The organism is Sphingomonas trueperi, assembly GCF_040545965.1.
Lineage (GTDB): Bacteria > Pseudomonadota > Alphaproteobacteria > Sphingomonadales > Sphingomonadaceae > Sphingomonas > Sphingomonas trueperi_C.
The window spans coordinates 411,704-436,061 of the sequence record NZ_JBEPMV010000004.1 but is presented as its reverse complement, the minus strand read 5'-3'; the positions used below and the strand labels follow the sequence as shown (position 1 = coordinate 436,061).

The 24,358-nt window shown below is 67.3% G+C and carries 23 protein-coding genes; 16 read left to right on the top strand and 7 right to left on the bottom strand.

Annotated features, from left to right (window positions below; genetic code table 11):
• Positions 1-7: 7 nt before the first annotated feature.
• From ABIC35_RS13535 to ABIC35_RS13520, 4 genes are read left to right on the top strand one after another with little or no spacing between them, the layout of a single operon-like run.
• Positions 8-1,336, top strand: a complete 1,329-nt coding sequence (locus ABIC35_RS13535) for a S41 family peptidase (protein ID WP_121072593.1) — start codon at positions 8-10, stop codon at positions 1,334-1,336.
• A 17-nt stretch (positions 1,337-1,353) separates the two neighbouring features.
• A complete protein-coding gene (locus ABIC35_RS13530) occupies positions 1,354-1,839 on the top strand; it encodes a disulfide bond formation protein B (RefSeq protein WP_121079006.1) in 486 nt (161 codons plus the stop codon).
• Positions 1,836-2,369, top strand: a complete 534-nt coding sequence (locus tag ABIC35_RS13525; protein WP_121072591.1) for a demethoxyubiquinone hydroxylase family protein — start codon at positions 1,836-1,838, stop codon at positions 2,367-2,369. The genes ABIC35_RS13530 and ABIC35_RS13525 overlap by 4 nt, the downstream gene beginning before the upstream one ends.
• Positions 2,370-2,425: 56 nt before the next feature.
• Complete coding sequence (locus ABIC35_RS13520) at positions 2,426-2,836, top strand: hypothetical protein (RefSeq protein ID WP_121072589.1); 411 nt, start codon at positions 2,426-2,428, stop codon at positions 2,834-2,836.
• 6 nt (positions 2,837-2,842) lie between these two features.
• Here the strand turns inward: ABIC35_RS13520 and ABIC35_RS13515 are convergent, their stop codons facing one another.
• On the bottom strand, positions 2,843-4,048 hold the full coding sequence (locus ABIC35_RS13515) for a DUF2029 domain-containing protein (RefSeq protein ID WP_121072587.1): 1,206 nt from the start codon (positions 4,046-4,048) through the stop codon (positions 2,843-2,845).
• Between the two features lie 89 nt (positions 4,049-4,137).
• On the opposite strand from ABIC35_RS13515, the gene ABIC35_RS13510 reads away from it, so the two are divergent.
• The 7 genes from ABIC35_RS13510 to fabI all read left to right on the top strand — a co-directional run bounded on the left by ABIC35_RS13510 (position 4,138) and on the right by fabI (position 10,684).
• On the top strand, positions 4,138-5,385 hold the full coding sequence (locus ABIC35_RS13510; protein WP_121072585.1) for a putative DNA modification/repair radical SAM protein: 1,248 nt from the start codon (positions 4,138-4,140) through the stop codon (positions 5,383-5,385).
• An 80-nt stretch (positions 5,386-5,465) separates the two neighbouring features.
• A complete protein-coding gene (locus ABIC35_RS13505; RefSeq protein ID WP_121072583.1) occupies positions 5,466-5,951 on the top strand; it encodes a hemerythrin domain-containing protein in 486 nt (161 codons plus the stop codon).
• A gap of 3 nt (positions 5,952-5,954) precedes the next feature.
• Complete coding sequence (locus tag ABIC35_RS13500) at positions 5,955-7,328, top strand: UdgX family uracil-DNA binding protein (RefSeq protein ID WP_121072581.1); 1,374 nt, start codon at positions 5,955-5,957, stop codon at positions 7,326-7,328.
• 29 nt (positions 7,329-7,357) lie between these two features.
• Positions 7,358-7,861, top strand: a complete 504-nt coding sequence (locus ABIC35_RS13495) for a hypothetical protein (protein ID WP_354278483.1) — start codon at positions 7,358-7,360, stop codon at positions 7,859-7,861.
• 113 nt (positions 7,862-7,974) lie between these two features.
• Complete coding sequence (locus ABIC35_RS13490; RefSeq protein ID WP_121079004.1) at positions 7,975-8,913, top strand: DnaJ C-terminal domain-containing protein; 939 nt, start codon at positions 7,975-7,977, stop codon at positions 8,911-8,913.
• Between the two features lie 5 nt (positions 8,914-8,918).
• Positions 8,919-9,884 carry a YihY/virulence factor BrkB family protein gene (locus ABIC35_RS13485; protein WP_354278482.1) on the top strand — a complete coding sequence of 322 codons (966 nt, stop codon included), beginning with the start codon at positions 8,919-8,921 and terminating at the stop codon, positions 9,882-9,884.
• Positions 9,881-10,684 (top strand): enoyl-ACP reductase FabI, encoded by an 804-nt coding sequence (fabI, locus tag ABIC35_RS13480; RefSeq protein WP_121072575.1) that lies wholly within the window; start codon positions 9,881-9,883, stop codon positions 10,682-10,684. Before ABIC35_RS13485 ends, fabI begins: the two co-directional genes overlap by 4 nt.
• A gap of 31 nt (positions 10,685-10,715) precedes the next feature.
• Here the strand turns inward: fabI and ABIC35_RS13475 are convergent, their stop codons facing one another.
• From ABIC35_RS13475 to sppA, 3 genes are all read right to left on the bottom strand, one after another.
• A complete protein-coding gene (locus tag ABIC35_RS13475) occupies positions 10,716-11,114 on the bottom strand; it encodes a hypothetical protein (protein ID WP_121072573.1) in 399 nt (132 codons plus the stop codon).
• Positions 11,115-11,189: 75 nt separating this feature from the next.
• Complete coding sequence (locus tag ABIC35_RS13470; protein ID WP_121072571.1) at positions 11,190-11,753, bottom strand: GNAT family N-acetyltransferase; 564 nt, start codon at positions 11,751-11,753, stop codon at positions 11,190-11,192.
• A complete protein-coding gene (sppA, locus tag ABIC35_RS13465) occupies positions 11,750-13,651 on the bottom strand; it encodes a signal peptide peptidase SppA (protein WP_121072569.1) in 1,902 nt (633 codons plus the stop codon). Before sppA ends, ABIC35_RS13470 begins: the two co-directional genes overlap by 4 nt.
• Positions 13,652-13,856: 205 nt before the next feature.
• Here sppA and groES point away from each other — a divergent pair, with 205 nt between their 5' ends.
• Complete coding sequence (groES, locus tag ABIC35_RS13460) at positions 13,857-14,144, top strand: co-chaperone GroES (RefSeq protein ID WP_010544804.1); 288 nt, start codon at positions 13,857-13,859, stop codon at positions 14,142-14,144.
• A 57-nt stretch (positions 14,145-14,201) separates the two neighbouring features.
• Positions 14,202-15,845 (top strand): chaperonin GroEL, encoded by a 1,644-nt coding sequence (groL, locus tag ABIC35_RS13455; protein WP_121072567.1) that lies wholly within the window; start codon positions 14,202-14,204, stop codon positions 15,843-15,845.
• Between the two features lie 127 nt (positions 15,846-15,972).
• On the opposite strand, the gene ABIC35_RS13450 is transcribed toward groL, so the two are convergent.
• Positions 15,973-16,518 (bottom strand): hypothetical protein, encoded by a 546-nt coding sequence (locus ABIC35_RS13450; protein WP_121072565.1) that lies wholly within the window; start codon positions 16,516-16,518, stop codon positions 15,973-15,975.
• A 166-nt stretch (positions 16,519-16,684) separates the two neighbouring features.
• Between ABIC35_RS13450 and ABIC35_RS13445 the strand changes: the two genes are divergently transcribed.
• The 3 genes from ABIC35_RS13445 to ABIC35_RS13435 all read left to right on the top strand — a co-directional run bounded on the left by ABIC35_RS13445 (position 16,685) and on the right by ABIC35_RS13435 (position 20,644).
• Entirely contained in the window at positions 16,685-17,842 is a 1,158-nt protein-coding gene (locus tag ABIC35_RS13445) for a phosphoserine transaminase (RefSeq protein WP_121072563.1), read from the top strand.
• A gap of 106 nt (positions 17,843-17,948) precedes the next feature.
• Positions 17,949-19,526, top strand: coding sequence for a phosphoglycerate dehydrogenase (gene serA / locus ABIC35_RS13440; protein WP_121072561.1), 1,578 nt, complete (start codon positions 17,949-17,951; stop codon positions 19,524-19,526).
• A gap of 20 nt (positions 19,527-19,546) precedes the next feature.
• Positions 19,547-20,644: an ATP phosphoribosyltransferase regulatory subunit gene (locus ABIC35_RS13435; protein WP_121072559.1), complete on the top strand. Its 1,098-nt coding sequence runs from the start codon at positions 19,547-19,549 to the stop codon at positions 20,642-20,644.
• Between the two features lie 42 nt (positions 20,645-20,686).
• On the opposite strand, the gene ABIC35_RS13430 is transcribed toward ABIC35_RS13435, so the two are convergent.
• Positions 20,687-21,973: a glycoside hydrolase family 130 protein gene (locus tag ABIC35_RS13430; RefSeq protein WP_121072557.1), complete on the bottom strand. Its 1,287-nt coding sequence runs from the start codon at positions 21,971-21,973 to the stop codon at positions 20,687-20,689.
• 52 nt (positions 21,974-22,025) lie between these two features.
• Positions 22,026-24,296 (bottom strand): glycosyltransferase family 4 protein, encoded by a 2,271-nt coding sequence (locus ABIC35_RS13425; protein WP_121072555.1) that lies wholly within the window; start codon positions 24,294-24,296, stop codon positions 22,026-22,028.
• Between the last annotated feature and the right edge of the window lie 62 nt (positions 24,297-24,358).

Below are 24,358 nucleotides of genomic sequence, written 5' to 3'. Positions count from 1 at the left end.
TCTCTTGATGCTGCGTTCGTTTCTACAGGTTTCCGCCGCTGTCGGCGCACTTGCGATCATTCCCATCACATCCGGTGCCATGGCGGGGGTCGATACCAGCAGCTATCGCGAGCTCGACACCTTTATGGAAGTCTACAACACCGTGAAGGCGAATTACGTCGAGAAGGTCGACGACAAGACGCTGGTGAAGGGCGCGATCGAAGGCATGCTCGCGGCGCTCGATCCGCACAGCAGCTATGCCGACGGGCTCGATTTCGACAATCTCAAGATCCAGACCGAAGGCAATTACGGCGGCCTCGGCCTCACCGTCACCCAGCAGGACGGCGCGGTGAAGGTGATCGCGCCGAACGACGACGGCCCCGCCGCGCGCGCCGGCATCAAGGCGGGCGACTACATCACCCATCTCGACGGCAAGTTCATCGTCGGCGGCAGCCTGGACGAGGCGATCACCCAGATGCGCGGCAAGCCGGGCACCAAGATCGCGCTCACCATCGTCCGCCCGGGCGCCGACAAGCCGCTGCAGTTCACCCTGACGCGCGAGATCATCACCCAGAAATCGGTGAAGGCGGACGTCAAGGACGGCATCGGCATCATCCGCATCAGCACCTTCACCGCGCATACCGGCGGCGACACCGCGCTGGCGATCCAGGAGATCGACAAGAAGCTGGGCCACAAGCCGCTCGGCTATATCCTCGATCTGCGCAATAATGGCGGTGGGCTGCTGACCGAGGCGATCGGCGTCTCCGACGTGTTCCTCAACCATGGCGAGATCGTCTCGCAGCGCGGCCGCGAGAAGACCGACATCGAGCGCTATTATGCCGAAAGCGTGTTCCCGGGCGATCTCGCCAGGGGGCTGCCGGTGATCGTGCTGACCGATGCCGGCACGGCTTCCGCCTCCGAGATCGTCGCCGGCGCGCTGCAGGACCATCACCGCGCGCTGGTGCTGGGCGTGCGCAGCTTCGGCAAGGGATCGGTGCAGACGATCCTGCCGATGGGCCCCCACGCCGCGCTGCGTCTCACCACCGCGCGCTATTTCACGCCCTCCGGCCATTCGGTGCAGGAAGGCGGCATCAAGCCCGACATCGCCGTGCCGCAGCTGAGCGACCCCGACTACAAGTCGCGGCCCGAGCTGCGCGAGGCCGATCTGCGTCGCCACCTGATCAACATGGAGAAGGTGGACGACAGCGTGCTGGAATCGGACGACACCCCCGATCCGCGCTTCACCGCCACCGCCGACGAGCTGAAGAAGAAGGGCATCACCGACTTCCAGTTGACCTATGCGGTGCAGACGCTCGCCCGCCTCGGCAAGGCACCGGCTGCGAGCGCCGCCAAGTGAGCCGCAACCTGGGCCGGATGCCGCGCAACGTGCCCGTGCTCGCGCGCTGGCTGGCGCTGCTGCTGCCGCTGGCGCTGCTCGGCGGGGCGATCGGATCGCAGTTCATCGGCGGCCTGGTGCCGTGCGAGATGTGCGTGTGGCAGCGCTGGCCGCATCTGGCGGCGATCATCGTGGCAGGGCTCGCCTTCTTCGTGCGCGGGCGGCGGCAGGTGGCGGCACTGGTGCTGCTTGCCGCCCTGCTGATCGCAGTGAGCGGCGCGATCGGCGTCTATCACGCCGGCACCGAATATCATTGGTGGCAGGGCATCACCGAATGCACCGCCGCGCCCCGCCAGGGCTCGCCGATGGAGATGCTCACCCAGGCACTCCGCGCGCCGATCGTGCGCTGCGACGTGCCCCAATGGACGATGGTCGGAATCAGCCTGGCCGGCTATAACGCCATCTTCTCGCTGGGCGGCGCGGTGCTGATCGCGCTGCTCGCAACGCGAAAGGCAGTGCGATGAGCTGGAAGCCGGGGGATCGGCGCGAAACCCGTGAGGTCATGGTCCGGGTGGACCAGGCCGGCGAATATGGCGCGACGCGAATCTATGCGGGGCAGCTCGCGGTGATGGGCGATCGCACCCCCACCGCGCGCACCATCGCCGGCATGGCCAACCAGGAAGAGCACCACCGCGCCTTTTTCGACGCGCTGATCGCCCGGCGCGGCGTGCGCCCGACGGCGCTTCAGCCCTTCTGGGACGTGGCGGGCTTCGGGCTCGGCGTCGTTACCGCGGCGCTCGGTCCGCAGGCGGCGATGGCCTGCACCGCGGCGATCGAGACCGAGATCGACCTCCATTACCAGCAGCAGCTCGCGCAATTGGGCGACGAGGATCCGGAACTGCGCGATGCCGTCGCGCGATTCCGCGATGAGGAGATCGAGCATCGCGATACCGCGATCGCCTCGGGCGCGGAAAGCACGCCCGGCTATCCGGTGCTCTCGGCGCTGATCCGTGCAGGATGCCGGTTCGCGATCGGCGTGTCGAAGCGGATCTGACAGCGGCTATTCAGGCGCGCCGCGGCAGGGTGGCGCGCACAACAGGAGGAACGCAGGTGCTCAAGAGGATCGCCATCATCACCGCGGCCGCTGCGGCGCCGCTGCTCGCTGCCGCGCCGGCGCATGCCCAGAATGCCGTCCAGAACGGCGTGCTGATCATCTACGGCAACGACAAGTGCCCGACCAACAAGAACGGTGAGGAAATCGTCGTCTGCCAGCGTCTGGACGAAGGCGAGCGTTTCCGTATCCCCAAGAACATCCGCGATACCACGCCGACCGATCCGCAGAAGGGCCAGTCCTGGGCGGTGCGCCAGCAGGATGCGCTGACCACGGGCAATTTCGGCACCGGCAGCTGCTCCACCGTGGGCGCCAGTGGCGGCACGGGCTGCTTCGTCCAGCGCGCGACCGCCGCGCGGGCCGAGCGTCGCGCGCAGAAAAAGGCCGAGACCGACCTGCCGCTGCCCTGATCGGGCTCATGCCGGCGCGCGGGTGATCCACGCGGGCGCCGGCAGCCGTACCGCATCGACGATCAGCCACAGCATCGCCACCGCGCGTACGCTCGCGGCGATCAATATGTCCTGCTGGGTGGCATAGGGCCAAGCATCGGCGAGACCTGCGAGCCACCAGAATTCCGTCACATAGGCCGCGATGTCGCCGACCACGAACAGCGCGATCGGCGCCAGGCGCGGGCTCGTCATCAGCAGCAGCGGGTAGAGCCACAGGTCGAATTGCGGCGACCAGACCTTGTTGGTGAGCAGGAACCAGGCGAGCACCGGCGTGAACAGCACCCACGGTCGTTCGCGGTGCTTGCGCCAGCCGATCGCGACGATGCCCGCTGCGCCGAGCAGGAAGGCGAGGGAGGCGGCCAGATTGCGCTGCGGAGTGTCGCTCACCCAGACGCTTTGGTCCGACAGGACCGACCAGGTGGCGGCGACAGTGCCGGGACGTGCTTCGGAGAAGCGGTAGAATTCGGACCAGTTCTCCGGTGCCGCCACCGCCACCGGGAGGTTCACCGCGGCCCATGCGCCGATCGCGGCCAGCACGCAGCGTGCCGCCGTCGTCCACCGGGTGCGCCAGGCCTGCCCGGGCGCGGTCAGCGCCGCCAGCCCGATCAGCGGCAGCAGCAGCACCGGGAACAGCTTCGCCGCCGCGCCCAGCGCGGCGATGGTGGCGGCCAGCACCAGTCGCTGCCGCCGCGCGGCGAGCATCGCCGCCACTGCCAGCGTCACCGCACCCAGATCCCAGTTATGGCCGAGATAGAGGATCAGCGGCGGCGCACAGGCCCAGAGCCATAGCCGCACCCGGTCCATGCCTTCGCGGACGAACATCCAAAGTATCAGCCCGGCCAGCAGCGCATTGCCCAGCGACACCATGGTGAGGAAGGTCGCACCGTCCGCACCCAAACCGAACAGGCCTCGGGCGAGCGCGCCCTCGATCCAGATCTGCAGCCCGGTGAGCACCGGATATTCCATCGGCGTCTGGAAATAGGGGATCCGCCCCTCGCCGATATGGCGCTCGACCCAGAAGGGCGGCGCGTCGCTGTAGCAGCCGCTGATATACTGGATCGCGCCGGTCCAGCCGTGCGGCATGCAATGCGCCTTGAACACCCAGCCGAGCAGGCAGGTGAGCGCCATGCCGAGTACCAGCGCCCGCACGCGCCCGTCGATCCGTTGAACCATGCCCGAAACCCTCCGGTCGGCGCTGGTACAGGGCCGCTGGCCGAGCGTCCATCTGGACAGCAGGTGCTTGAGAACATAGAAGGAACGAGATGGCGCAACTCGACACCCGTGCAAAGCTGGCGATCCTCGCCGATGCCGCGAAATACGACGCGTCCTGCGCGTCCTCGGGCACCGCCAAGCGCACGTCGAAGGACGGCAAGGGGCTGGGCTCCACCACCGGCATGGGCATCTGCCACGCCTATGCGCCCGACGGCCGCTGCATCAGTCTGCTGAAGATCCTGCTGACCAACAGCTGCATCTTCGACTGCCATTACTGCATCAACCGCAAGAGCTCGAACGTGCGCCGCGCGCGGTTTACGCCGGCCGAGGTGGTCGAGCTCACGCTCAACTTCTACCGGCGCAACTATATCGAGGGGCTGTTCCTCTCCTCGGGCATCATCCGCTCGTCTGACTATACGATGGAGCAGATGGTCGAGGTGGCGCGGGGCCTGCGGGAAGACCATCATTTCCGCGGCTATATCCACCTCAAGACGATTCCCGACGCCGATCCGGCGCTGATCCACCAGGCAGGGCTGTATGCCGATCGCCTGTCGATCAACGTCGAGCTGCCGACCGTCGCCGGCCTCAAGCGGCTCGCACCCGAGAAGTCGGCGCCGCAGATCGAAGGCGCGATGCTCGGCATGCGCAGCGCGATCGAGGACGGCGCGGATGCGCAGAAGCGCTATCGCTCGGCGCCGAAATTCGCCCCCGCCGGCCAGTCGACCCAGATGATCGTTGGCGCCGATGCCGCGACCGATGGCGACATCATCGATCGTGCCGCCGGTCTGTACGGCCGGTTCGGGCTGCGCCGCGTCTATTATTCGGCGTTCAGTCCCATCCCCGATGCCAGCACGGTGCTGCCGCTGCAGCGCCCGCCGCTGATGCGCGAGCACCGGCTATACCAGTCGGACTGGCTGATGCGTTTCTACGAATACCGCCCCGACGAGGTGGCGCAGGCGGTGGACCCGGCGACGGGCATGCTGCCGCTCGACATCGATCCCAAGCTCGCCTGGGCGCTGCGCTTCCGCGACCGCTTCCCCGTCGATCTCAACCGCGCCCCGCGCGAGGCGTTGCTGCGCGTGCCGGGGCTGGGCACCAAGGCGGTCGCCTCGATCCTCGCCGCGCGCAAATGGCGGCGGCTGCGACTGGAGGATGTCGCGCGGCTCACCATTTCGCTGGCGAAGATCCGCCCGTTCATCGTCACCGCCGACTGGCGCCCGGTCGCGCTGACCGACAAGGCCGATCTGCGCGCCTGGATCGCGCCCAAGAAGGAGCAGCTGGAGCTGTTCGCGGCGTGAGGGATGGCTTGCGAACGACTCGCGGGAGCAACCTCGGGCAGGGCCGCCGGTTGGGGCTGGGAAACCAGGGAGATACCCACATGGCCGACCAGCCCCGCATCTTCGCCGACCTCATCGCCGATCACGATCGCCAGCGCGAGCTGATCGCCAAGATCGACGCCACCTCGGGCGACAGCCCCGAGCGCCGCGATCTGTTCGAGCAGCTCCGCCTCGAACTCCAGTCGCACGCTGCGGCCGAGGAAGAGTCGCTCTACGCGACGATGCTCGCCAACCCGGAGCTGCGCGAGGATGCGCGGCATTCGGTGTCGGAGCACAAGGAAGTCGACGATCTGCTCGGCGAGCTGATGGACATCGAGATGTCGTCGTCGGCCTGGCTGTCCAAGTTCCGCGCGATGAAGGACCGCTATCTCCACCATATCGACGAGGAGGAGGAAGAGATGTTCCCCACCGCCGAGAAGGAGCTTTCGGCGGAAGAGGAAGAGCGGCTCGGCAAGATCTTCGAGAAGCGCAAGCCCAAGGAGCTGGAGCGCGCCGAAGCACACCCGCCGGGCGACGAGCGCGAATAAGCGTTGCGCGCCGTAACGCTTGCCGCCGAGGATGATTTCGAGGGCTGGCGCGATGCGGCGCGGGCGCTGGCCCAAGCGCATGTCGCGCCGCCCGAGGTGGTGTGGCGGGTAGGCGAAGGCGGCGGCGATCTGTTCGCTGCCGAGGCCGCCCCGCCGCCAGCGGCCAACGGTACGCAACTGCGCGTTCCCAAGGCGTTCGTGGAGCTGGCCCAGGCCGTCATCCTCCATTCGGACCCGCAGCGTTTCTCGCTGCTCTACACTCTGCTCGCCACCGATCCGCACCGGATCGAGGACCGCGCCGATCCGCTGGTCCGCCGGCTGGAGCTGATGGCCAAGGCCGTCCGCCGCGACATCCACAAGATGCGCGCCTTCCTCCGCTTCCGCGAACTGGTCGACGAGAGCGGTCCGCGCTTCATCGCCTGGTTCGAACCCGAGCATCACATCGTCCGCGCCAATGCCCGCTTCTTCGTCGAGCGGTTCGCCAGCATGCGCTGGTCGATCCTCACTCCCGAAGTCTCGCTGCACTGGGACGGCACCACGCTCAGCGAGGGCCCTGCCGCCACCCGCGGCGATGCGCCCGCCGACGACCCGGTCGAGGCAGTGTGGAAGACCTATTACGCCTCGATCTTCAATCCGGCCCGTCTCAAGACCGGCGCGATGCTGAAGGAGATGCCGCGCAAATACTGGAAAAACATGCCCGAAACCGCGTTGGTCAAGGAGCTCGTGGCCGGTGCCCGGGCGCGGGAGACGGCGATGGTGGAGACGGCACGCACTTCGGTCGGCGGCAATGTCGAGGGCGCCTGGGAGGCGCTGCGCGACGAAGCGGCGGCATGCACCCGCTGCCCGCTCTACAAGCCCGCCACCCAGACGGTGTTCGGCGAGGGGCCGCTCGACGCCGACATGATGCTGGTCGGGGAGCAGCCGGGCGACCAGGAGGATCTCGCGGGCCGCGCCTTTGTCGGCCCCGCCGGGCAGATGCTCAACAAGGCACTGGACGAAGCGGGGATCGATCGCGCCCGCGTCTACGTCACCAATGCGGTCAAGCACTTCAAGTTCGAGCCGCGCGGCAAGCGCCGCATCCACGCCAAGCCCGATGCCGGCGAGATCACCGCCTGCCGCTGGTGGTACGAGCAGGAGCTGGCGCTGGTCCGCCCCAAGCTGGTCGTGGCGCTCGGCGCCACCGCCGCGCGGCAAATCACCGGCAAGGCCGCGACCATCTCCAGGCTGCGCGGCCAGAAGCTGGCGCTGCCCGAGGGCGGCACCGGCTGGGTGACGGTGCACCCCAGCTACCTCCTCCGCCTCCCCGATGCCGACGCCGCGGCGCAGGCGTACCAGGAGTTCGTCGCCGATCTGCGCGCCGCCTGGGCCTTGCTCTAGCGCAGGAAGCCGGGTCAAAAGGGCGCATGATGAAGATGATATTGGGCGCCGCGCTCGCGCTGCTGCTGCCGCTTTCCGCCTCGGCGCAGGATTTTTCGAAGATCCCGCTGACGATGTTCGCGCTGAGCGGCTGCTGGCAGGGCGAAGGCGAAGTGCGGGGCAAGCCGGTGACGCTCACCCTCACCGCCTATCCCACCCTGGAGCGGACGATGTTCGCGATCGACGCCACCAGCGTGGCAGTCGGCGACCCCAAGGATCGCTATGCCGCCCACCTGCTGTTCGGCGCGGTCGGCGAGGACGGCGGCATCGCCGGCCTGTGGGCGGACAGCTTCGGCGCCGCCTATACCGCGACGGGCAAGGGCGCGTTGACCGGCGACGGCTTCACGATCTCCTATGCCTATCCCGACGCCGAGTTCGTCAATCGGTGGCGCAAGCGCGACCGCACGCTCGAATGGCAGATCACGGCGAAGGACAAGGCCGGCAAGGAGACGGTGTTCGCGCACTACAGCCTGCGCGACACCAAGTGCCGCTAGGCGGCGGATAGCGCCGCGCCCCTTGCGCGAAACGATCCGCACGCCGATGTTTGGGCTTTAACACCTGTCCTGTAAGGGGCGGGCGATTGGCATTGGACGCATTGGGGATTTTGGTGGCAGATCCATACGTAACGCTCGGGGTGGCGCGTAGCGCGAGCGAGGACGAGATCAAGAAGGCCTATCGCAAGCTCGCCAAGGAGCTGCACCCCGATCGCAACAAGGACAATCCCAAGGCATCGGAGAAGTTCAGCCAAGTCACGCAAGCCTATGACCTGCTGACCGACAAGGACAAGCGCGCCCGCTTCGACCGCGGCGAGATCGACGGCGATGGCAATCCGATCGCGCCGTTCGGCTTCGGCGCAGGTGCGGGCGGCGGCGGGAGCGGTTTTCGTCCCGGCGGCGGCCAGTTCGATTTCGGCGGCGGCGAAGCGGATATCGGCGATATCTTCGAAGGCCTGTTCGGCGGCGGCAAGCGCGGCGGTGGGGGCGGCTTCAGCGGCGGGTTCGGCGGCTTCGGCCGGCGTCCGCAGCCCAAGGGCGCCAACATCGCCTATCGCCTGGCGGTGTCGTTCGAGGATGCCGCCAAGCTCGCGCCGCAGCGGATCACGCTCAAGGACGGCAAGACGATCGACCTGAAGCTGCCCGCCGGCGTCGAGGAAGGCACCCAGATGCGCCTCGCCGGCAAGGGCGAGGAAGGCCCCGGCGGCGCCGGTGACGCGATCGTCACGATCGAGATCCAGCCGCACCGTTTCTATGTGCGCGACGGCGACGACATCAAGCTCGACCTGCCGGTGACGCTGGCCGAGGCGGTGCTCGGCGCGCAGGTGCGCGTGCCGACCCCGGACGGCCCGGTGATGCTGACGGTGCCCAAGGGATCGAGCTCCGGCAAGGTGCTGCGCCTCAAGGGGCGGGGCTTCCACAAGCGGGGCGGTGCGCGGGGCGACCTCTTCGTGACGCTGATGGTCGAGCTGCCGGTCGACGACGACGCCCTCATCGAATTTGCGCAAGGATGGAAGAACAAGGGGAACCCGCGGGGACGCATGGGCGTCTGACCCGGGTGGACGAACCGACGCGCGCCTCGATCTCGCCCCAGTCGCCTGAAGGACGGCGGCTCGGGGTCGGCGGAAAGGTGCCGCGCCGGCTGGCCGAGCTTGGCGTTACCGAGCGGATGCTTGAGATCGTCAAACGCGTCGCCATCGGCACCTTCAACGACGGCTTCACCTATGCGGGCAACCTCGCCTACCTCTCGCTGGTAACGCTGTTCCCCTTCTTCATCGTCGCGACCGCACTGGCGAGCCTGGTCGGGCGCACCGGCACCGGCGTCCACGCGCTGGAGGCGTTCCTCCAGACCGTGCCGCCCGACGTCGCCAAGCTGCTGCGCGAGCCGGTGATCGAGGTTCTGCACGGCCGCACCGGCGGGCTGTTGTGGCTGGGCGCGCTGGTCGGCCTGTGGACCACCGCCGGTTTCATCGAGACGATCCGCGGCATCCTGCGCCAGGCGTACGGCACCACCTCCAGCACGCCCTTCTGGCGCTACCGGCTCGCCTCGATCGGGATGATCGTCGCGGCGGTGCTGCTGGTGATGCTGGCCTTCACCTTCCAGGTGATCCTCACCGGCATCGAACAATTTCTCTACCGCGTGCTGCCGCTCGCCACCGAGGCGCAGCACTTCGCCTCGGCGAGCAAGGCGGTGCCGGCCTTCGCGCTGTTCGGCGCGCTCTACGTGCTGTTCTTCGCCCTCACCCCGTCGCGCTATCGGGCGCGTTGCTACCCCAAATGGCCGGGTGCGCTGTGCACGACGCTGTGGTGGCTCAGCGTTACCGGCGGACTGCCCTGGGTGCTCTCCACGCTGGGCGGCTACGGGGCCACCTATGGCAGCCTGGCGGGCGTGATGGTCGCGCTGATCTTCTTTTTCCTGGTGGGACTCGGCCTCGTCGTAGGGGCGGAGCTCAACGCCGCTCTGGCGGAAGTGCCCGAAGCCGGTCTAGAGGGGGACCAAGCACAGGAGATTCAGAAGACGTGACCGGATTGATGCAAGGGAAGCGCGGGCTCATCATGGGCCTCGCCAACGACAAATCGCTGGCATGGGGAATCGCCAAGGCACTGCACGCCCAGGGTGCGGAGCTGGCCTTTTCCTACCAGGGCGACGCGCTGCTCAAGCGGGTGAAGCCGCTGGCCGAGCAGGTCGGCTCCGATTTCCTCATCGATTGCGACGTGGCCGACATGGCCGCGCTGGACACCACCTTCGAGATGCTGGCGGCGCGCTGGCCGACGATCGATTTCGTCGTCCACGCGATCGGCTTCTCGGACAAGAGCCAGCTGCGCGGCCATTATTACGACACCACGCTCGAAAACTTCCTGATGACGATGAACATCTCGGTTTTCAGCTTCACGGCGGTGGCGCAACGCGCGCAGCGGATGATGCCCAACGGCGGCAGCCTGCTGACGCTCAGCTATTACGGCGCCGAGAAGGTGGTGCCGCACTACAACGTGATGGGCGTCGCCAAGTCGGCACTGGAGACCTCGGTCAAATATCTCGCGATGGACCTGGGGCCGGAGAATATCCGCGTCAACGCCATCTCGGCCGGCCCGATCCAGACGCTGGCGGCACGCGGCATCGGCGACTTCAACTATATCCTCAAGTGGAACCAGCTGAACTCGCCGCTCCGCCGCAACGTGACGATCGAGGATGTCGGGGGCGCCGGCCTCTACCTGCTGTCGGACCTCGCCTCGGGCGTGACCGGTGAGATCCACCATGTCGATGCCGGCTACAATGTGATCGGCATGAAGGCCGAGGACGCGCCGGACATCGCGCTGGCCTGAGCGGAGCCGGGGCGGCCCCGCGCCGCCCCGCTCAGTCGCTGTCCAGCAACCAGGCGCGGGCAGCCTCGACATCGTCGAACAGTATCGCGCCGGGCCGCACCTCCACGATCCGGCGGATCTGCAGCCGGGTCAGCATCGTCGAGGCGACGAAGGCGAGCCGGCGGGCCCAGTGCGTCATTTCGGTATCGGCGAAGTTCTTGAGCACGAAATCGGCGGTGGCCTGGGGCAGGACGTGCACGCCGCGGGCATCGTACAGCGTGCGGTGCCGGCCCGCATCGGGGCCCAGCGTGAGGATCGCCGCGCGAACCTCCTCCGCAATCCAGCCGACGTCCTCCGGCGACGGCACGCCGGTGACGCGGATGACGATCAGGCGGACTTCACGCTCGACATCGATCGTGAAGTCGACCGCGTACGGCGAAGTCGGATCCATCGCCTTGGATCTCGACCAATCGCCGTGCCGGGTCAACTATCTGACGGAACAGCCTTTGGCTGCCTCTGTCCTCGCTCAGGCGCGCACCACGCCCAGTTCGTGGAACGGCTTGGGCTCCTCCGGCGGCCGCGCCGGCTCGTTGAGCTCGCACTGCCAGATGCCCACATCGATCCACTGGCCGTGCTTGTACCCCGCCTCGCGGAACACGCCGGTGCGGCGGAAGCCCACCGCTTCGTGCAGCGCGATCGAGCTGTCGTTGGGCAGGGTGATCATCCCGAAGGCATGGACGAAGCCCTGCGCGCGGAGCGTATCGACCAGCGCCTCGTAGAGCAGCCGCCCCGCACCGCGGCGCTGGGCGGTGTCGGCCATGTAGATCGTGCTTTCGACGACATAACGATAGGCCGGGCGCTCGCGGAACTTGCTCGCATAGGCATAGCCGATCACCCCGCCGTCGGCGCCGTCGCCATTGGTGGCGACCAGCCAGGGATAATAGCCCTCGCTCGCCGCCATCCGCGCCGCCATCGCGGCGGCGTCGGGCGGCTCGATCTCGAACGAGGCGGTGCCCGTCAGCACGTTCGGCGCGTAGATGGCGGCGATCGCCGCTGCGTCGTCCGGCGTCGCGGCGCGAATTCCGATCACTTCAGTGCTCCCATGGCGAATTGCAGAAGGGCAAGGTCGCTCGGCTGCGCGCTCGGCACGCCCAGCGCCATGCATTCGAGGCAGCGCGCCTGAACCGAGCCGCTGGCGGTCAGCCGCTTGGCGTCGCCCAGTGCCTGGGCGAGCAGCATGCGCCGCTCCTCGCCGATCCGGGCATAGGCGTCGCTCCCGGCAGGCGCGTCGGCCCAGTTGCCGTCGTCGTCATCGTCGCTGCCGAGCGAGCCGAGGAAGCCGGCGATCGCCGCGCTCAGCGCGCTCGGCTTCTTGGCGAGATAGACCGGGCGCACCTTGGCCGGATCGAGATTGGCGCGCTTGGCGGCCTCGGCAATCGCGTCGTTCAGCCCGCCGAAGCGATCGACCAGGCCGATCTGCCGCGCGATGCCGCCGATCCACACCCGGCCCTGGCCGATCTCGTCGACCCGCTGCGGGGTGAGCTTGCGCGACGCGGCGACCAGCCCGACGAAGCGGCCATAGCCCGCCTCGATCGCCGATTGCAGGATCGTGTCGACCGTCGCGTTGGTGCCGCCATAGACGCTCGGCTGGCCGGTGAGCGGGGTGCTCTCCACCCCGTCGGTGGTCACGCCGATCTTGGCGAGGCTGTTCTCGAAGGTCGGGATGATGCCGAAGATGCCGATCGAACCGGTGATCGTGTTCGGCTCGGCGAAGATCACGTCGCCCGCGGTCGACACCCAATAGCCGCCGCTTGCCGCCAGGCCGCCCATCGAGACGACGATCGGCAGCTTCTGCGCCTTCGCCTGCAGGATCGCCTGGCGCATCTGCTCCGAGGCCATCGCCGAGCCGCCGGGCGAATCGACGCGGACGACCAGCGCCTTGAGCTTGCCGTCCTTGAGGCCGTCGAGCACCAGCTTGCTGACGGTGTCGCCGCCCGCGGTGCCGGCGCCGCCCTTGCCGTCGACGATCTCGCCGGCGATGGTGATCACGCCGATCGCGTCGCCGCTGGTCGGCAGCGGATTGGCCTGCAGCCAGTCGGCGAGCTTGATGCCGTTGAAATTGCCGGCGCGGGCGCCGCTCGGCGCACCCACCAGCTGCGCGACGTGCTTGCCGAAGGCGATCCGGTCGCCGAGCTGGTCGACCAGGCCGTACGCCTTGTTGGCGCTGGCGATGTCGCCCTTGGCGGCGGTGATCGCCACGTCGGGCTTCATCAGGAAGTCGGCGATGCGGGCCTTGGGCCGCGCCTTCAGGATGCCCTCGCGCCACTGGTCGAGCAGGCCGCCATAGAGCGCGGTGTTCGCCTCGCGCGCCTCGGGCGACATGTCGGCGCGGATATACGGCTCCACCGCCGACTTGAACTTGCCGACCTTGTAGACATGGACGTTGATGCCGAGCTTCTCGGTCAGCCCCTTATAATAGAGCTGGCGGCCGCCCGGGCCCATGAACAGCGATCCGCCCATTGGGTGGACCCAGATCTCGCTGGCATTGGCCGCGATCTGGTAGCCGCTGTCGGTATAGGCGGTGGCATAAGCGAGCACCGGCTTGCCCGCCGCGCGGACGCGGCCGACCGCGGCGGCGACGTCGCTCACCGTGGCGGGATAGCCGCCGAGGAAGCTGTCGAGATCGAGCACCACCGCCTTGACGCGGGAATCGGTCTTCGCTGCGTCGAGCGCGCGGATCACGTCGCGCGCGCCCACCTGGCCGGCGGCGCGGGCGCCGCTCACGCTGGACAGCGGATCGGCCTCGCTCGGCTGCTCGACCAGCGCGCCGTTGAACGCGACGATCAGTGCACCGTCGCGAATCGTCGCGGGCGTCGGGCGATGCGACAGCGCCGCGAACAGCGCGGAAAAGAACAGGAGGAGCAGAACCAGGACGAGCAGGTCCTTGATTCCGACGAGTATCTTCCAGGCGGTACGAACCAGCTTCACCGGCGGCTCCTCAAAGGGTATTCCGCCATCGGTGCTACCGGATGCGCGCAGACGAGGCAACGACCCGCCTTATCGATCCAACACGCTGAAAAAAGTTCCCGCCGCACCCGTTGACGAAGCAAATTTCGGTTCACATATCCCTGGTGTTAGCACTCCGGGGGACCGAGTGCTAAACAGCGATTTCCACCTGAAAGAGGATCAGGCAATGAACTTCCGTCCGTTGCACGACCGCGTGCTCGTCCGCCGCGTCGAAGCCGAGGAAAAGACCGCCGGCGGGATCATCATCCCCGACACCGCCAAGGAAAAGCCGCAGGAAGGCGAAGTCGTCGCCGTCGGCACCGGCACCAAGGCCGAAGATGGCAAAGTGACCCCGCTCGACGTAAAGTCCGGCGACCGCATCCTGTTCGGCAAGTGGTCCGGCACCGAAGTGAAGGTGAACGGCGAAGACCTGCTGATCATGAAGGAAAGCGACATCCTCGGCATCGTCGGCTGAGCGACCTCGCACACTCCTCAACTTCCTAAACTTAGCGAAATTTGAAAGGGCAGTCCCATGGCAGCCAAGGACGTAAAGTTTTCGCGCGACGCTCGTGAGCGCATCCTGCGCGGCGTCGACATTCTCGCCGACGCGGTGAAGGTCACGCTGGGCCCGAAGGGCCGCAACGTCGTGATCGAGAAGAGCTTCGGCGCGCCCCGCATCACCAAGGACGGTGTGTCGGTCGCGAAGGAAATCGAGCTCAAGGACAAGTTCGAGAACATGGGCGCGCAGATGGTGCGCGAAGTGGCCTCGAAGACCAACGACATCGCCGGCGACGGCACGACCACCGCGACCGTTCTGGCGCAGGCGATCGTCCGCGAAGGCATGAAGTCGGTTGCCGCCGGCATGAACCCGATGGACCTGAAGCGCGGCATCGATCTCGCCGTCGCCAAGGTCGTCGAGGACGTCAAGGCGCGCTCGAAGCCCGTCTCGGGCTCGCAGGAAGTCGCCCAGGTCGGCATCATCTCGGCGAACGGCGACCGTGAAGTCGGCGAGAAGATCGCCGAGGCGATGGAGAAGGTCGGCAAGGAAGGCGTGATCACCGTCGAAGAGGCGAAGGGTCTCGAATTCGAGCTCGACGTCGTCGAAGGCATGCAGTTCGATCGCGGCTACCTCTCGCCCTACTTCATCACCAACCCGGAGAAGATGGCGGTCGAGCTCGCGGATCCGTACATCCTGATCCACGAGAAGAAGCTGTCGAACCTGCAGTCGATGCTGCCGATCCTCGAGGCGGTCGTGCAGTCGGGTCGTCCGCTGCTTATCATCGCCGAGGACATCGAAGGCGAAGCGCTGGCGACCCTGGTCGTCAACAAGCTGCGCGGCGGCCTGAAGGTCGCAGCGGTCAAGGCACCGGGCTTCGGCGATCGTCGCAAGGCGATGCTGGAAGACATCGCCGTCCTCACCAAGGGTGAAGTGATCAGCGAAGACCTCGGCATCAAGCTCGAGACCGTCACGCTCGGCATGCTCGGCACCGCCAAGCGCGTCACCATCGACAAGGACAACACCACCATCGTCGATGGCGCCGGTGAAGCCGAGTCGATCAAGGCTCGCACCGAGCAGATCCGCCAGCAGATCGAAGTCACCACCAGCGATTACGACCGTGAGAAGCTCCAGGAGCGTCTCGCCAAGCTCGCCGGCGGCGTGGCCGTGATCAAGGTCGGCGGTGCGACCGAAGTCGAGGTGAAGGAGCGCAAGGACCGCGTCGACGACGCGCTGCACGCAACCCGCGCAGCCGTTGAAGAAGGCATCGTCCCCGGCGGCGGCACGGCCCTGCTGTACGCGACCAAGGCCCTCGAAGGCCTGTCGGGTGCGAACGAGGACCAGACCCGCGGCATCGACATCGTCCGCAAGTCGCTGACTGCGCTGGTTCGCCAGATCGCCAGCAACGCGGGCCAGGACGGCGCCGTCGTCTCGGGCAAGCTGCTCGACCAGAACGACACCTCGTTCGGCTTCAACGCCGCGACCGACACCTACGAGAACCTCGTGGCTGCCGGCGTGATCGACCCGACCAAGGTGGTGCGCACCGCACTGCAGAACGCGGCTTCGGTCGCCGGCCTGCTGATCACCACCGAGGCGACCATTGCCGAGCTGCCGGAAGACAAGTCCGCTGCTCCGGCGATGCCGGGTGGCATGGGCGGCATGGGCGGCATGGACTTCTAAGTCCGCGTCCAACGCAAAAAGAGGGGCCGGCGGAGCGATCCGCCGGCCTTTTTTGTGCCGTTCGTCAAGCGATCCGCCATCGGCCCTTTCGCCCCCCTCCCGCGTGCGGGAGGGGGATTTTGGGCGATCAATCCTTCTTCTTGTCGTCCTTGTCGTCCTTGTCGACCGGCAGCGACGGCACCGCGGCGCGCGCGGTTGCGGTCGGTGCTGCAGGCGGACGGCAGCCCTTCGAGACGCCGAGGCCCTTCAGATAGGCACGGCGAATCGTGCCGCCGTAGAGCGCGGCGGTCACCCGCTTCTCCTGCTTGTCGGCGCCGGTGACCATGCGCACCAGGCCAAAGCCTGGGATCAGCGTACCGATGATCGCGCGGCTGCCCGCCGCCGCGATCGCACCGCCATTGCCGCCCTTGGCGCTAGGCGCATCGGCATCGGTGCCGAGCACGGCGTTGAGATTGGCGATGCCCGCGCGAATCTGCGTGCAGCTCTTGGTCCCCTGCGACGAATAGGGGGCAGAAGCCGCCAGCAGCAGCACGTCGGGAATCTTCTTCTCGTTGATCCGCAGGTCGCGCAGCGGCGCCTGCGCGCCTTCGCCGACGCTCTGCTTCTGCTGCTGCGCCATGGCCGGGGTGGTCAGGAGCATCGCGGCCAGCCCGGCCGCCAGAATCGTCCGCATGTCGTATCTCCCTGTTGTCCTGCAAAGCTGCGCAGCAAAGGCACGGACCCGCAACATTGTTCCATCGCAACGATGTGCTGAATTGACTTTTGTGCCGCCGCGGTTAGGGCCGTCGACGGGCCACGCGGTCCCAACGCCGCGCGTGCTCTCTGTGAGGAGAGTCTACATGACTGATTTGACTGCCGCCGACGCCACCACTGCGCCTGCGAAGCCCGCTACCAAACCGGCGCGTCCCTATTTTTCCTCTGGTCCCTGCGCCAAGCCCCCGGGCTGGTCGCCCGAGAAGCTCGCCACCGAGTCGCTCGGCCGCTCGCACCGCTCGAAGCTGGGCAAGACCCGTCTCCAATATTGCATCGACCTGATGCGCGAGCTGCTTCGCTTGCCGGACACGCATCGCATCGGCATCGTGCCGGGCTCGGACACCGGCGCTTTCGAAATGGCGATGTGGACGATGCTGGGCGCCCGCCCCGTCACCACGCTCGCCTGGGAAAGCTTCGGTGAGGGTTGGGTCACCGATGCTGCCAAGCAGCTCAAGCTCGAGCCGACCGTGCTGCGTGCCGATTATGGCAAGCTGCCCGATCTGGGCGCCGTCGACTGGTCGAACGACGTGCTGTTCACCTGGAACGGCACTACCTCGGGCGCCCGCGTGCCGAACGGCGACTGGATCGCCGCCGACCGCGAAGGCCTGAGCTTCGCCGACGCGACCTCGGCGGTGTTCGCCTACGACCTGCCCTGGGACAAGATCGACGTCGCCACCTTCTCCTGGCAGAAGGTGCTGGGCGGCGAGGGCGCACACGGCGTGCTGATTCTCGGGCCCCGCGCGGTCGAGCGTCTCGAGACCTACACGCCGGCCTGGCCGCTGCCAAAGGTGTTCCGCCTCGTCTCCAAGGGCAAGCTCGCCGAGGGCGTGTTCAAGGGCGAGACGATCAACACGCCGTCGATGCTGGCGGTGGAAGACGCGATCTTCGCGCTCGAATGGGGCAAGGGCCTGGGCGGCGCCGAAGGACTGATCGCCCGTTCGGACGCCAACGCCGCCGCACTCGACAAGATCGTCGCCGAGCGCGACTGGCTCGGCCACCTCGCCGAGGATCCGGCGATCCGCTCGCGCACCAGCGTGTGCCTCACCGTCGAGGGCGCCGATGCCGACTTCATCAAGAAGTTCGCCGGGCTGCTCGAAAAGGAAGGCGCGGCCTATGACGTGGCCGGCTATCGCGATGCGCCGGCAGGCCTGCGCATCTGGTGCGGCGCCACCGTCGACACCGCCGATATCGAAGCGCTCGGCCCCTGGCTCGACTGGGCCTACGCCACCGCCAAGGCGGGCTGATCCGGCCGTGCTCCTGCGAAAGCAGGAGCCTAGGGCCACACGCGATTCCCTCACGAATTCCGGGCGCCTGCCGTCGCAGGCGCACCGTTGTGCACAGGAGCATTCCATGCCCAAGGTACTGATTTCCGACAAGATGGACCCTAAGGCCGCGCAGATCTTCCGCGAGCGCGGCGTCGAAGTGGACGAGATCACCGGCAAGACCCCGGACGAGCTCAAGGCGATCATCGGCAACTATGACGGCCTCGCCATCCGCAGCTCGACCAAGGTCACCAAGGACATTCTCGAACACGCGACCAACCTGAAGGTCATCGGCCGCGCCGGTATCGGCGTCGACAATGTCGACATCCCCGCGGCTTCGGCCAAGGGCGTGGTGGTGATGAACACCCCGTTCGGCAACTCGATCACCACCGCCGAGCACGCCATCGCGCTGATGTTCGCGCTCGCCCGCCAGCTGCCCGAGGCCGATGTCTCGACCCAGGCCGGCAAGTGGGAGAAGAACCGCTTCATGGGTGTCGAGCTGACCGGCAAGACGCTGGGCCTGATCGGCGCGGGCAATATCGGCTCGATCGTGGCGGACCGCGCGATTGGCCTGCGAATGCGCGTGATCGCTTATGACCCGTTCCTCACGCCCGAGCGCGCGCTGGAAATGGGCGTCGAGAAGATGACGCTCGACGATCTGCTGCTGCGCGCCGACTTCATCACGCTGCACACGCCGCTGACCGACCAGACCCGCAACATTCTCAGCCGCGAAAATCTCGCCAAGACCAAGAAGGGCGTGCGGATCATCAACTGCGCGCGCGGCGGCCTGATCGACGAGGCGGCGCTGAAGGACGGGCTCGATTCGGGCCATATCGGCGGCGCGGCGCTCGACGTGTTCGTGCAGGAGCCGGCCAAGGAGCATCCGCTGTTCGGCACGCCCAACTTCGTCGCGACCCCGCACCTCGGCGCCTCGACTACGGAGGCGCAGGTCAATGTCGCGATCCAGGTTGCCGAACAGCTCGCCGACTATCTGGTGACCGGCGGCGTCACCAACGCGCTCAACGTGCCGAGCCTCTCGGCCGAGGAAGCGCCGCGGCTCAAGCCGTACATGGCGCTGGCCGAGAAGCTGGGCGGCCTGGTCGGCCAGCTGGCGCATGGCGAGCTGACCAGCATCGCCATCGAAGTCGAGGGTGCGGCGGCCGAGCTCAACCAGAAGCCGATCACCAGCGCAGTGCTGGCGGGCCTGATGCGGGTCCATTCGGACACGGTGAACATGGTCAACGCACCGTTCCTCGCCAAGGAGCGCGGTCTCGATGTGCGCGAGGTTCGTCATGATCGCGAAGGCGATTATCACACGCTGGTGCGCGTTACCGTCGGCACCCAGGCGGGCGACCGCTCGGTGGCGGGCACGCTGTTCGGCAATGCCGCGCCGCGTCTCGTCGAGCTGTTCGGCATCAAGGTCGAGGCCGATCTCGCCGGGCACATGCTCTACATCGTCAACGAGGACGCGCCGGGCTTCATCGGTCGCCTCGGCACCACGCTGGGTGAGGCGGGCGTCAACATCGGCACCTTCCACCTCGGCCGCCGTTCGGCAGGCGGCGAGGCGATCCTGCTGCTCTCGGTCGACGAGGCAGTGGACGACGCGTTGCTCGGCAAAGTCCGCGCGCTGCCGGGCGTGAAGACCGCGATGGCGCTCGGCTTCTGAAGCCATTAGGGGAGGCGGCCATGACTGGTCTCCTCCCCGAAGGGTTTCACGATCGATTGCCGCCTGCCGCCGATGCGGCAGCCCGGCTCGAGACGCGCGTGCTGGGGCTCGCGCGTCTCTATGGCTATGAACAGGTGGATCCGCCGCTCGCCGAGTTCGCTGACGAGCTGGCGACGCGGCTCAAGACGGGCGCGGTGCACAATGCCGTGCGCTTCGTCGATCCGGTGTCGCAGCGAAGCCTCGCCATCCGTCCGGACCTGACCGCGCAGGTCGGCCGTATCGCCGCGACGCGCATGGGCCACCACCCGCGCCCGGTTCGGCTCTGCTATGCAGGACAGGTGCTCAAGCTCAAGGCGCCGGCGCTCGATCCGCGCCGCGCGATGCGCCAGATCGGCTGCGAGCTCATCGGGCGCGACAGCGTAGCCGCAGCCATGGAAGTCGTCCGCGTGGCGATCGAGTCGCTGCAGTCGGCGGGTGTCGAGGGGCTCGCGATCGACTTCACGCTGCCCGATCTGGTCGACACGCTGGCCGGCGGTACGTTGCCGTCGGAGAAGCTGACGACCCTGCGCGAACGGCTCGATGGCAAGGACGCAGGCGGCGTGGCGGCGATCGATCCCAAATATCTGCCGCTGATCGAGGCTGCCGGCCCGTTCGAAAGCGCGATGGCGAAGCTGCGCGCGACCGATGCCGGCACCGCGCTGGCGAGCCGCATCGACGGGCTCGCAGCCATCGCCGCGAGCATCCCGGCAGGCGTCGCGCTGACACTGGACCCCACCGAGCGTCACGGTTTCGAATACCAGACCTGGCTCGGTTTCTCGATCTTCGCGCGCGGGGTGCGCGGCGAGATCGGGCGTGGGGGCACCTATACGGTGGTGCACGATGGCGGTCGTGAGGAGCCCGCAGTCGGCTTCTCGCTCTATGCCGATCCGATCCTCGATGCCGGCATGGGCGGCGACGCGCGGCGCCGGCTGTTCCTGCCGTTCGGCACCGATGCGGCAATCGGCGCCGCGCTGCGTGCCGAGGGCTGGGTGACGGTCACCGCGCTGGAGGCGGAGGACACGCCCGAGGCCCAGCTGTGCAGCCACGAACTGCGAGACGGCGTGCCGACCGCGCTATGAACCATCGCCGTCGCCCCCGCACGAGGGGCGACGGCATGGACCTCACTCCATCTGGTCTATCAGCGCCTGGATCGGGGCGAAGGCGAAGGCGACCGAGCTGTCCGCCACGCCATAGGGGATGAACAGACTGTCGCCGTGGCGGATCGCGCCGCAGGTATAGACGACGTTGGGCACATAGCCCTCGCGGTCTTGGTCGGCCGCCGCCAGCAGCGGCGCGCGCGAGCGGGCGAGCACCTTGGACGGATCGTCCTTGTCGAGCAGCGCCGCGCCGATCGAATATTTGCGCATCGCGCCGACGCCGTGAGTCAGCACCAGCCAGCCCTGGTCGGTCTCGATCGGCGGACCGCAATTGCCCATCTGCACCAGCTCCCAGGGGAATTGCGGCTTGATGATCAGCTCGCCGCCTTCCCAATGGGTGATGTCGTCCGACGTATGCAGGAAGATGTTTTCGCCGTCCTGGCGGCCGAGCATCATGTACTTGCCGCCCACCTTGCGCGGGAACAGCGCCATGCCCTTGTTGCGCGCGGCGCTGCCGGTCATCGGTACGAGGTCCAGCCCGCGCCAGTCATGGGTGCGCAGCAGCTCGGACTGGATGCCCGAGCCGTTATAGGCGGTGTAGGTGCCGATCCATTCGACCGTGCCGTCGTCATGGGTGAAGTGGCAGATCCGGAGATCCTCCAGCCCGTTTGACTGGGCGCGGGTGATCGGGAAGATCACCGTGCCGGACAGCGTCGAATCGCGATGGCGATAGATGCGCACCGGGCCTTCCATCGCCCGCTCGTCGGGCTCGCGCGCGTCGGCGGCGGTGGCGAAGGGCGGCTCGGGGGCCAGCACCAGCTCGTTGCCGTCGGTGATGATGCCCTCGCGGAAGGCGACCGAGGAGATATGGCCCTCGCCAACCGCGCGCAGCGACATCAAGATGCGCATACTGCCCGGCGGCATGCCGGTCTGGTCGTAATGCGGCACCGCGCTGGGATTCATCAGCGCGGCGGCGGCATAGCTGTATTCGTGGCAGAAATAGGCACCGAGCAGCTGGCGCTTCTCGTCGCCGATCGCCGCTCCGTCGAGACCGAGCATCGCCTCGATCTCGTCATAGCGCGTCATGAACACGCGGCGGGTCTGCCAGTGGCGCGCCTCGAAATCCTTGAGGACCAGTTCGAGTTCGGCGCGCGCCTGGCCGGGCGACAGCGCCAGCACTTCGCTGACGATCCGCTCGGTTCGGCTGGGCGCGCCGCCATTGGTTGACGCCCAGGCGACGTGGAACGGCCGCACGACGACGCGCGACGGATCGGCACGAAGCCGCAAGGGATGGTGAAACAGTTCCGGCATTTGGCAACCCCCGGGGAACGCGCTCGTTACGGCGCCGTCCCCCGGTATCGCTTCAGGCGACGGCGAGTTCCGGTCCTGCCACGCTTTTATTGCGCTTTGAAAGAGCCGAAATCGCGCAATTCGCCAGTTGGAGTGCGAGAATCGACTCGGCACCTTGATTTCGATTAAGCCCGGTCGGCATCAGCCCATCGAAGCAACCGCCATCGGCAACGCTGGCGAGCGGCGTGTCGAGATCATTGGCACCCAGATACCAGCGATAGGCACGCATCGCCTCCTCTGCCCAACGTGCTTCCCCGGTCGCTTCGTGCGCGGCAAGGCAGGCGTCGATCGTCGCCTGTGCCTCGAGCGGCTGCTGGTCGAACGGCAGCGGATCGGCATATTCGCGGCCGAAGCTCTCGGTGCCGACGGCGCGGAAACGGCCCTCGGGCGAGGTCTGGCGCTCGGCGATCCAGGCGAGCGTCTCCAGCCCGGTGTCGAGGAAGTCTTGGCGGCCGAGCACCTTGCCGGCGCGGAGCAGCGCTTCGGGCAGGCGGGCATTGTCGTACGCCAGCACGATTTCGAACCAACTCCACGCCGGACGGCGGGTGCGTTCGAGCAGTGCGACCAGCTCGTCGCCGAAACGGGTGAGGATCTCGCGCGACAAGGCGTGGCCCGGATGCGCCTCCGCCATCGCCGCGGCGCCGAGCATCGCAAAGGCATGCGCGCGCGGGCTGCCGAGATCGAAAGCGATCGACGCCGTCTCGTCGAACAGCACCGAGGCCCAGTCGCGGTGCTTCTGCGCGCGGGCGTCGCGGGCGGTGACGCCCAGCGCCCAGATCGCGCGGCCGTTCGAATCTTCCGAGCCTTCGTCCTCGCACCAGGTGCGGTCGAAGTTCATAAAGTTACGAAACTTGCGCTTGTCGGGATTCCAGGCGTGCTGGACGAAGCCGCCATAGATGGCCGTCCAGCGATCGCGCACCGTCTCGTCGACCGCGTCGATCTTGCTCATCAGGATCAGCGCGCGGGCATTGTCGTCGATGCAATAGCCGTGGCGGCGATCGGGCACCGAATAGATCGAGTGCTGGAGCATGCCGGTGGCATCGCTCATCCGCTCCACCGCCGTGAGTTCGGGGCGGAGCGGCGGAAGCTCGTTTGACGATCGTGCGAGCCGCTGGGGCTTGTCGTCGAGGATCGCGTCGATCTCGCCCACGGCACGTTCGGCCAGCCGCGCCCACAACATGGTACGGCCGCGCGCATAGGCACGGTCGGCGAGCGTCTTGCGCGCCGCGACATCGCCCAGCAGACGGTTGATTTCGCGACCGAATGCTGCGCTGTCGCCGAAGTCGACGATCACGCCGTGGCCATCCGCCAGGATCTCGGTTGCATGAATATAGGGCGTGGAGATCACCGGCTTGCCCATGCTGACCGCATAGGAAAGCGTGCCGGAGGTGATCTGTGCCGGGTTCAGATAGGGCGTCACGTACAGATCGGCCGCCTGGAGATAGTCGAGCAGGTCGCTCTGCTCGACGAAGCGGTTGACGAACTGCATGTTGCGGCCGAGCCCGGCCGCCTCCACCTGCGCCAGCAGTCGGTCGCGATACGCCTCGCCTTCATGCGCCACCAAATTTGGATGGGTGGCGCCCAGCAGCACGTACAGCGCGTCCGGATGCTCGGCGACGACCGCGGACATCGCCTCGATCATCGTCTCGATGCCCTTGTTGGGCGCGAGCAAGCCAAAGGTGAGTACCACGTCGCGGCCTTCCCAGCCGAACTTCGCCTTGAACGGCGCAGTATCGGAATAGGAGCGATCGGGCACGCCATGTGGAATGTTGACGATCTTGCTGTCGTCGACGCCGTGGACGCGCTTGAGGATCTCGCGGCCCTTCTCGGCCATGACGATCAACGTCGAGGCGCGGCGGATCAGCGCTTCCATCACCCGGCGCTCGTCGGCGCTCGGGCGCTCGAGCACGGTGTGGAGCGTGACGATCACCGGCACCGAGACGCGGTCGGTCAGCGCGAGCAGCAGCTCGCCCGCCGCGCCGCCGAAAATGCCGTATTCGTGCTGGATCCACAGCGCCTCGGCGCCGCTCGCCTCGATCTTGCGGGCGGTTTCCAGATAGGCGCTGCGATCGTTCTGCGCGATCGAACCCGTCACCTGCGGCGGATAGGCGTAGTGGCCGGGCAGGTCGTCCATCGCATAGACGTCGACCTGAATCTCCGGATAGCGCTCGGCCAGTGCCGTGTAGGTGTCGGTAGTAAAGGTGGCGATGCCGCACTTGCGCGGCAGGAAGTTGCCGATCAGGGCAAGATGCCGGATCCGAGGACCCATAGGAGACCGTGCCATGGCGGACCTTTCGCTACTGCATGATGGACTCGGCCCAAATCTGGGCCTTATGTCCTGTTAAA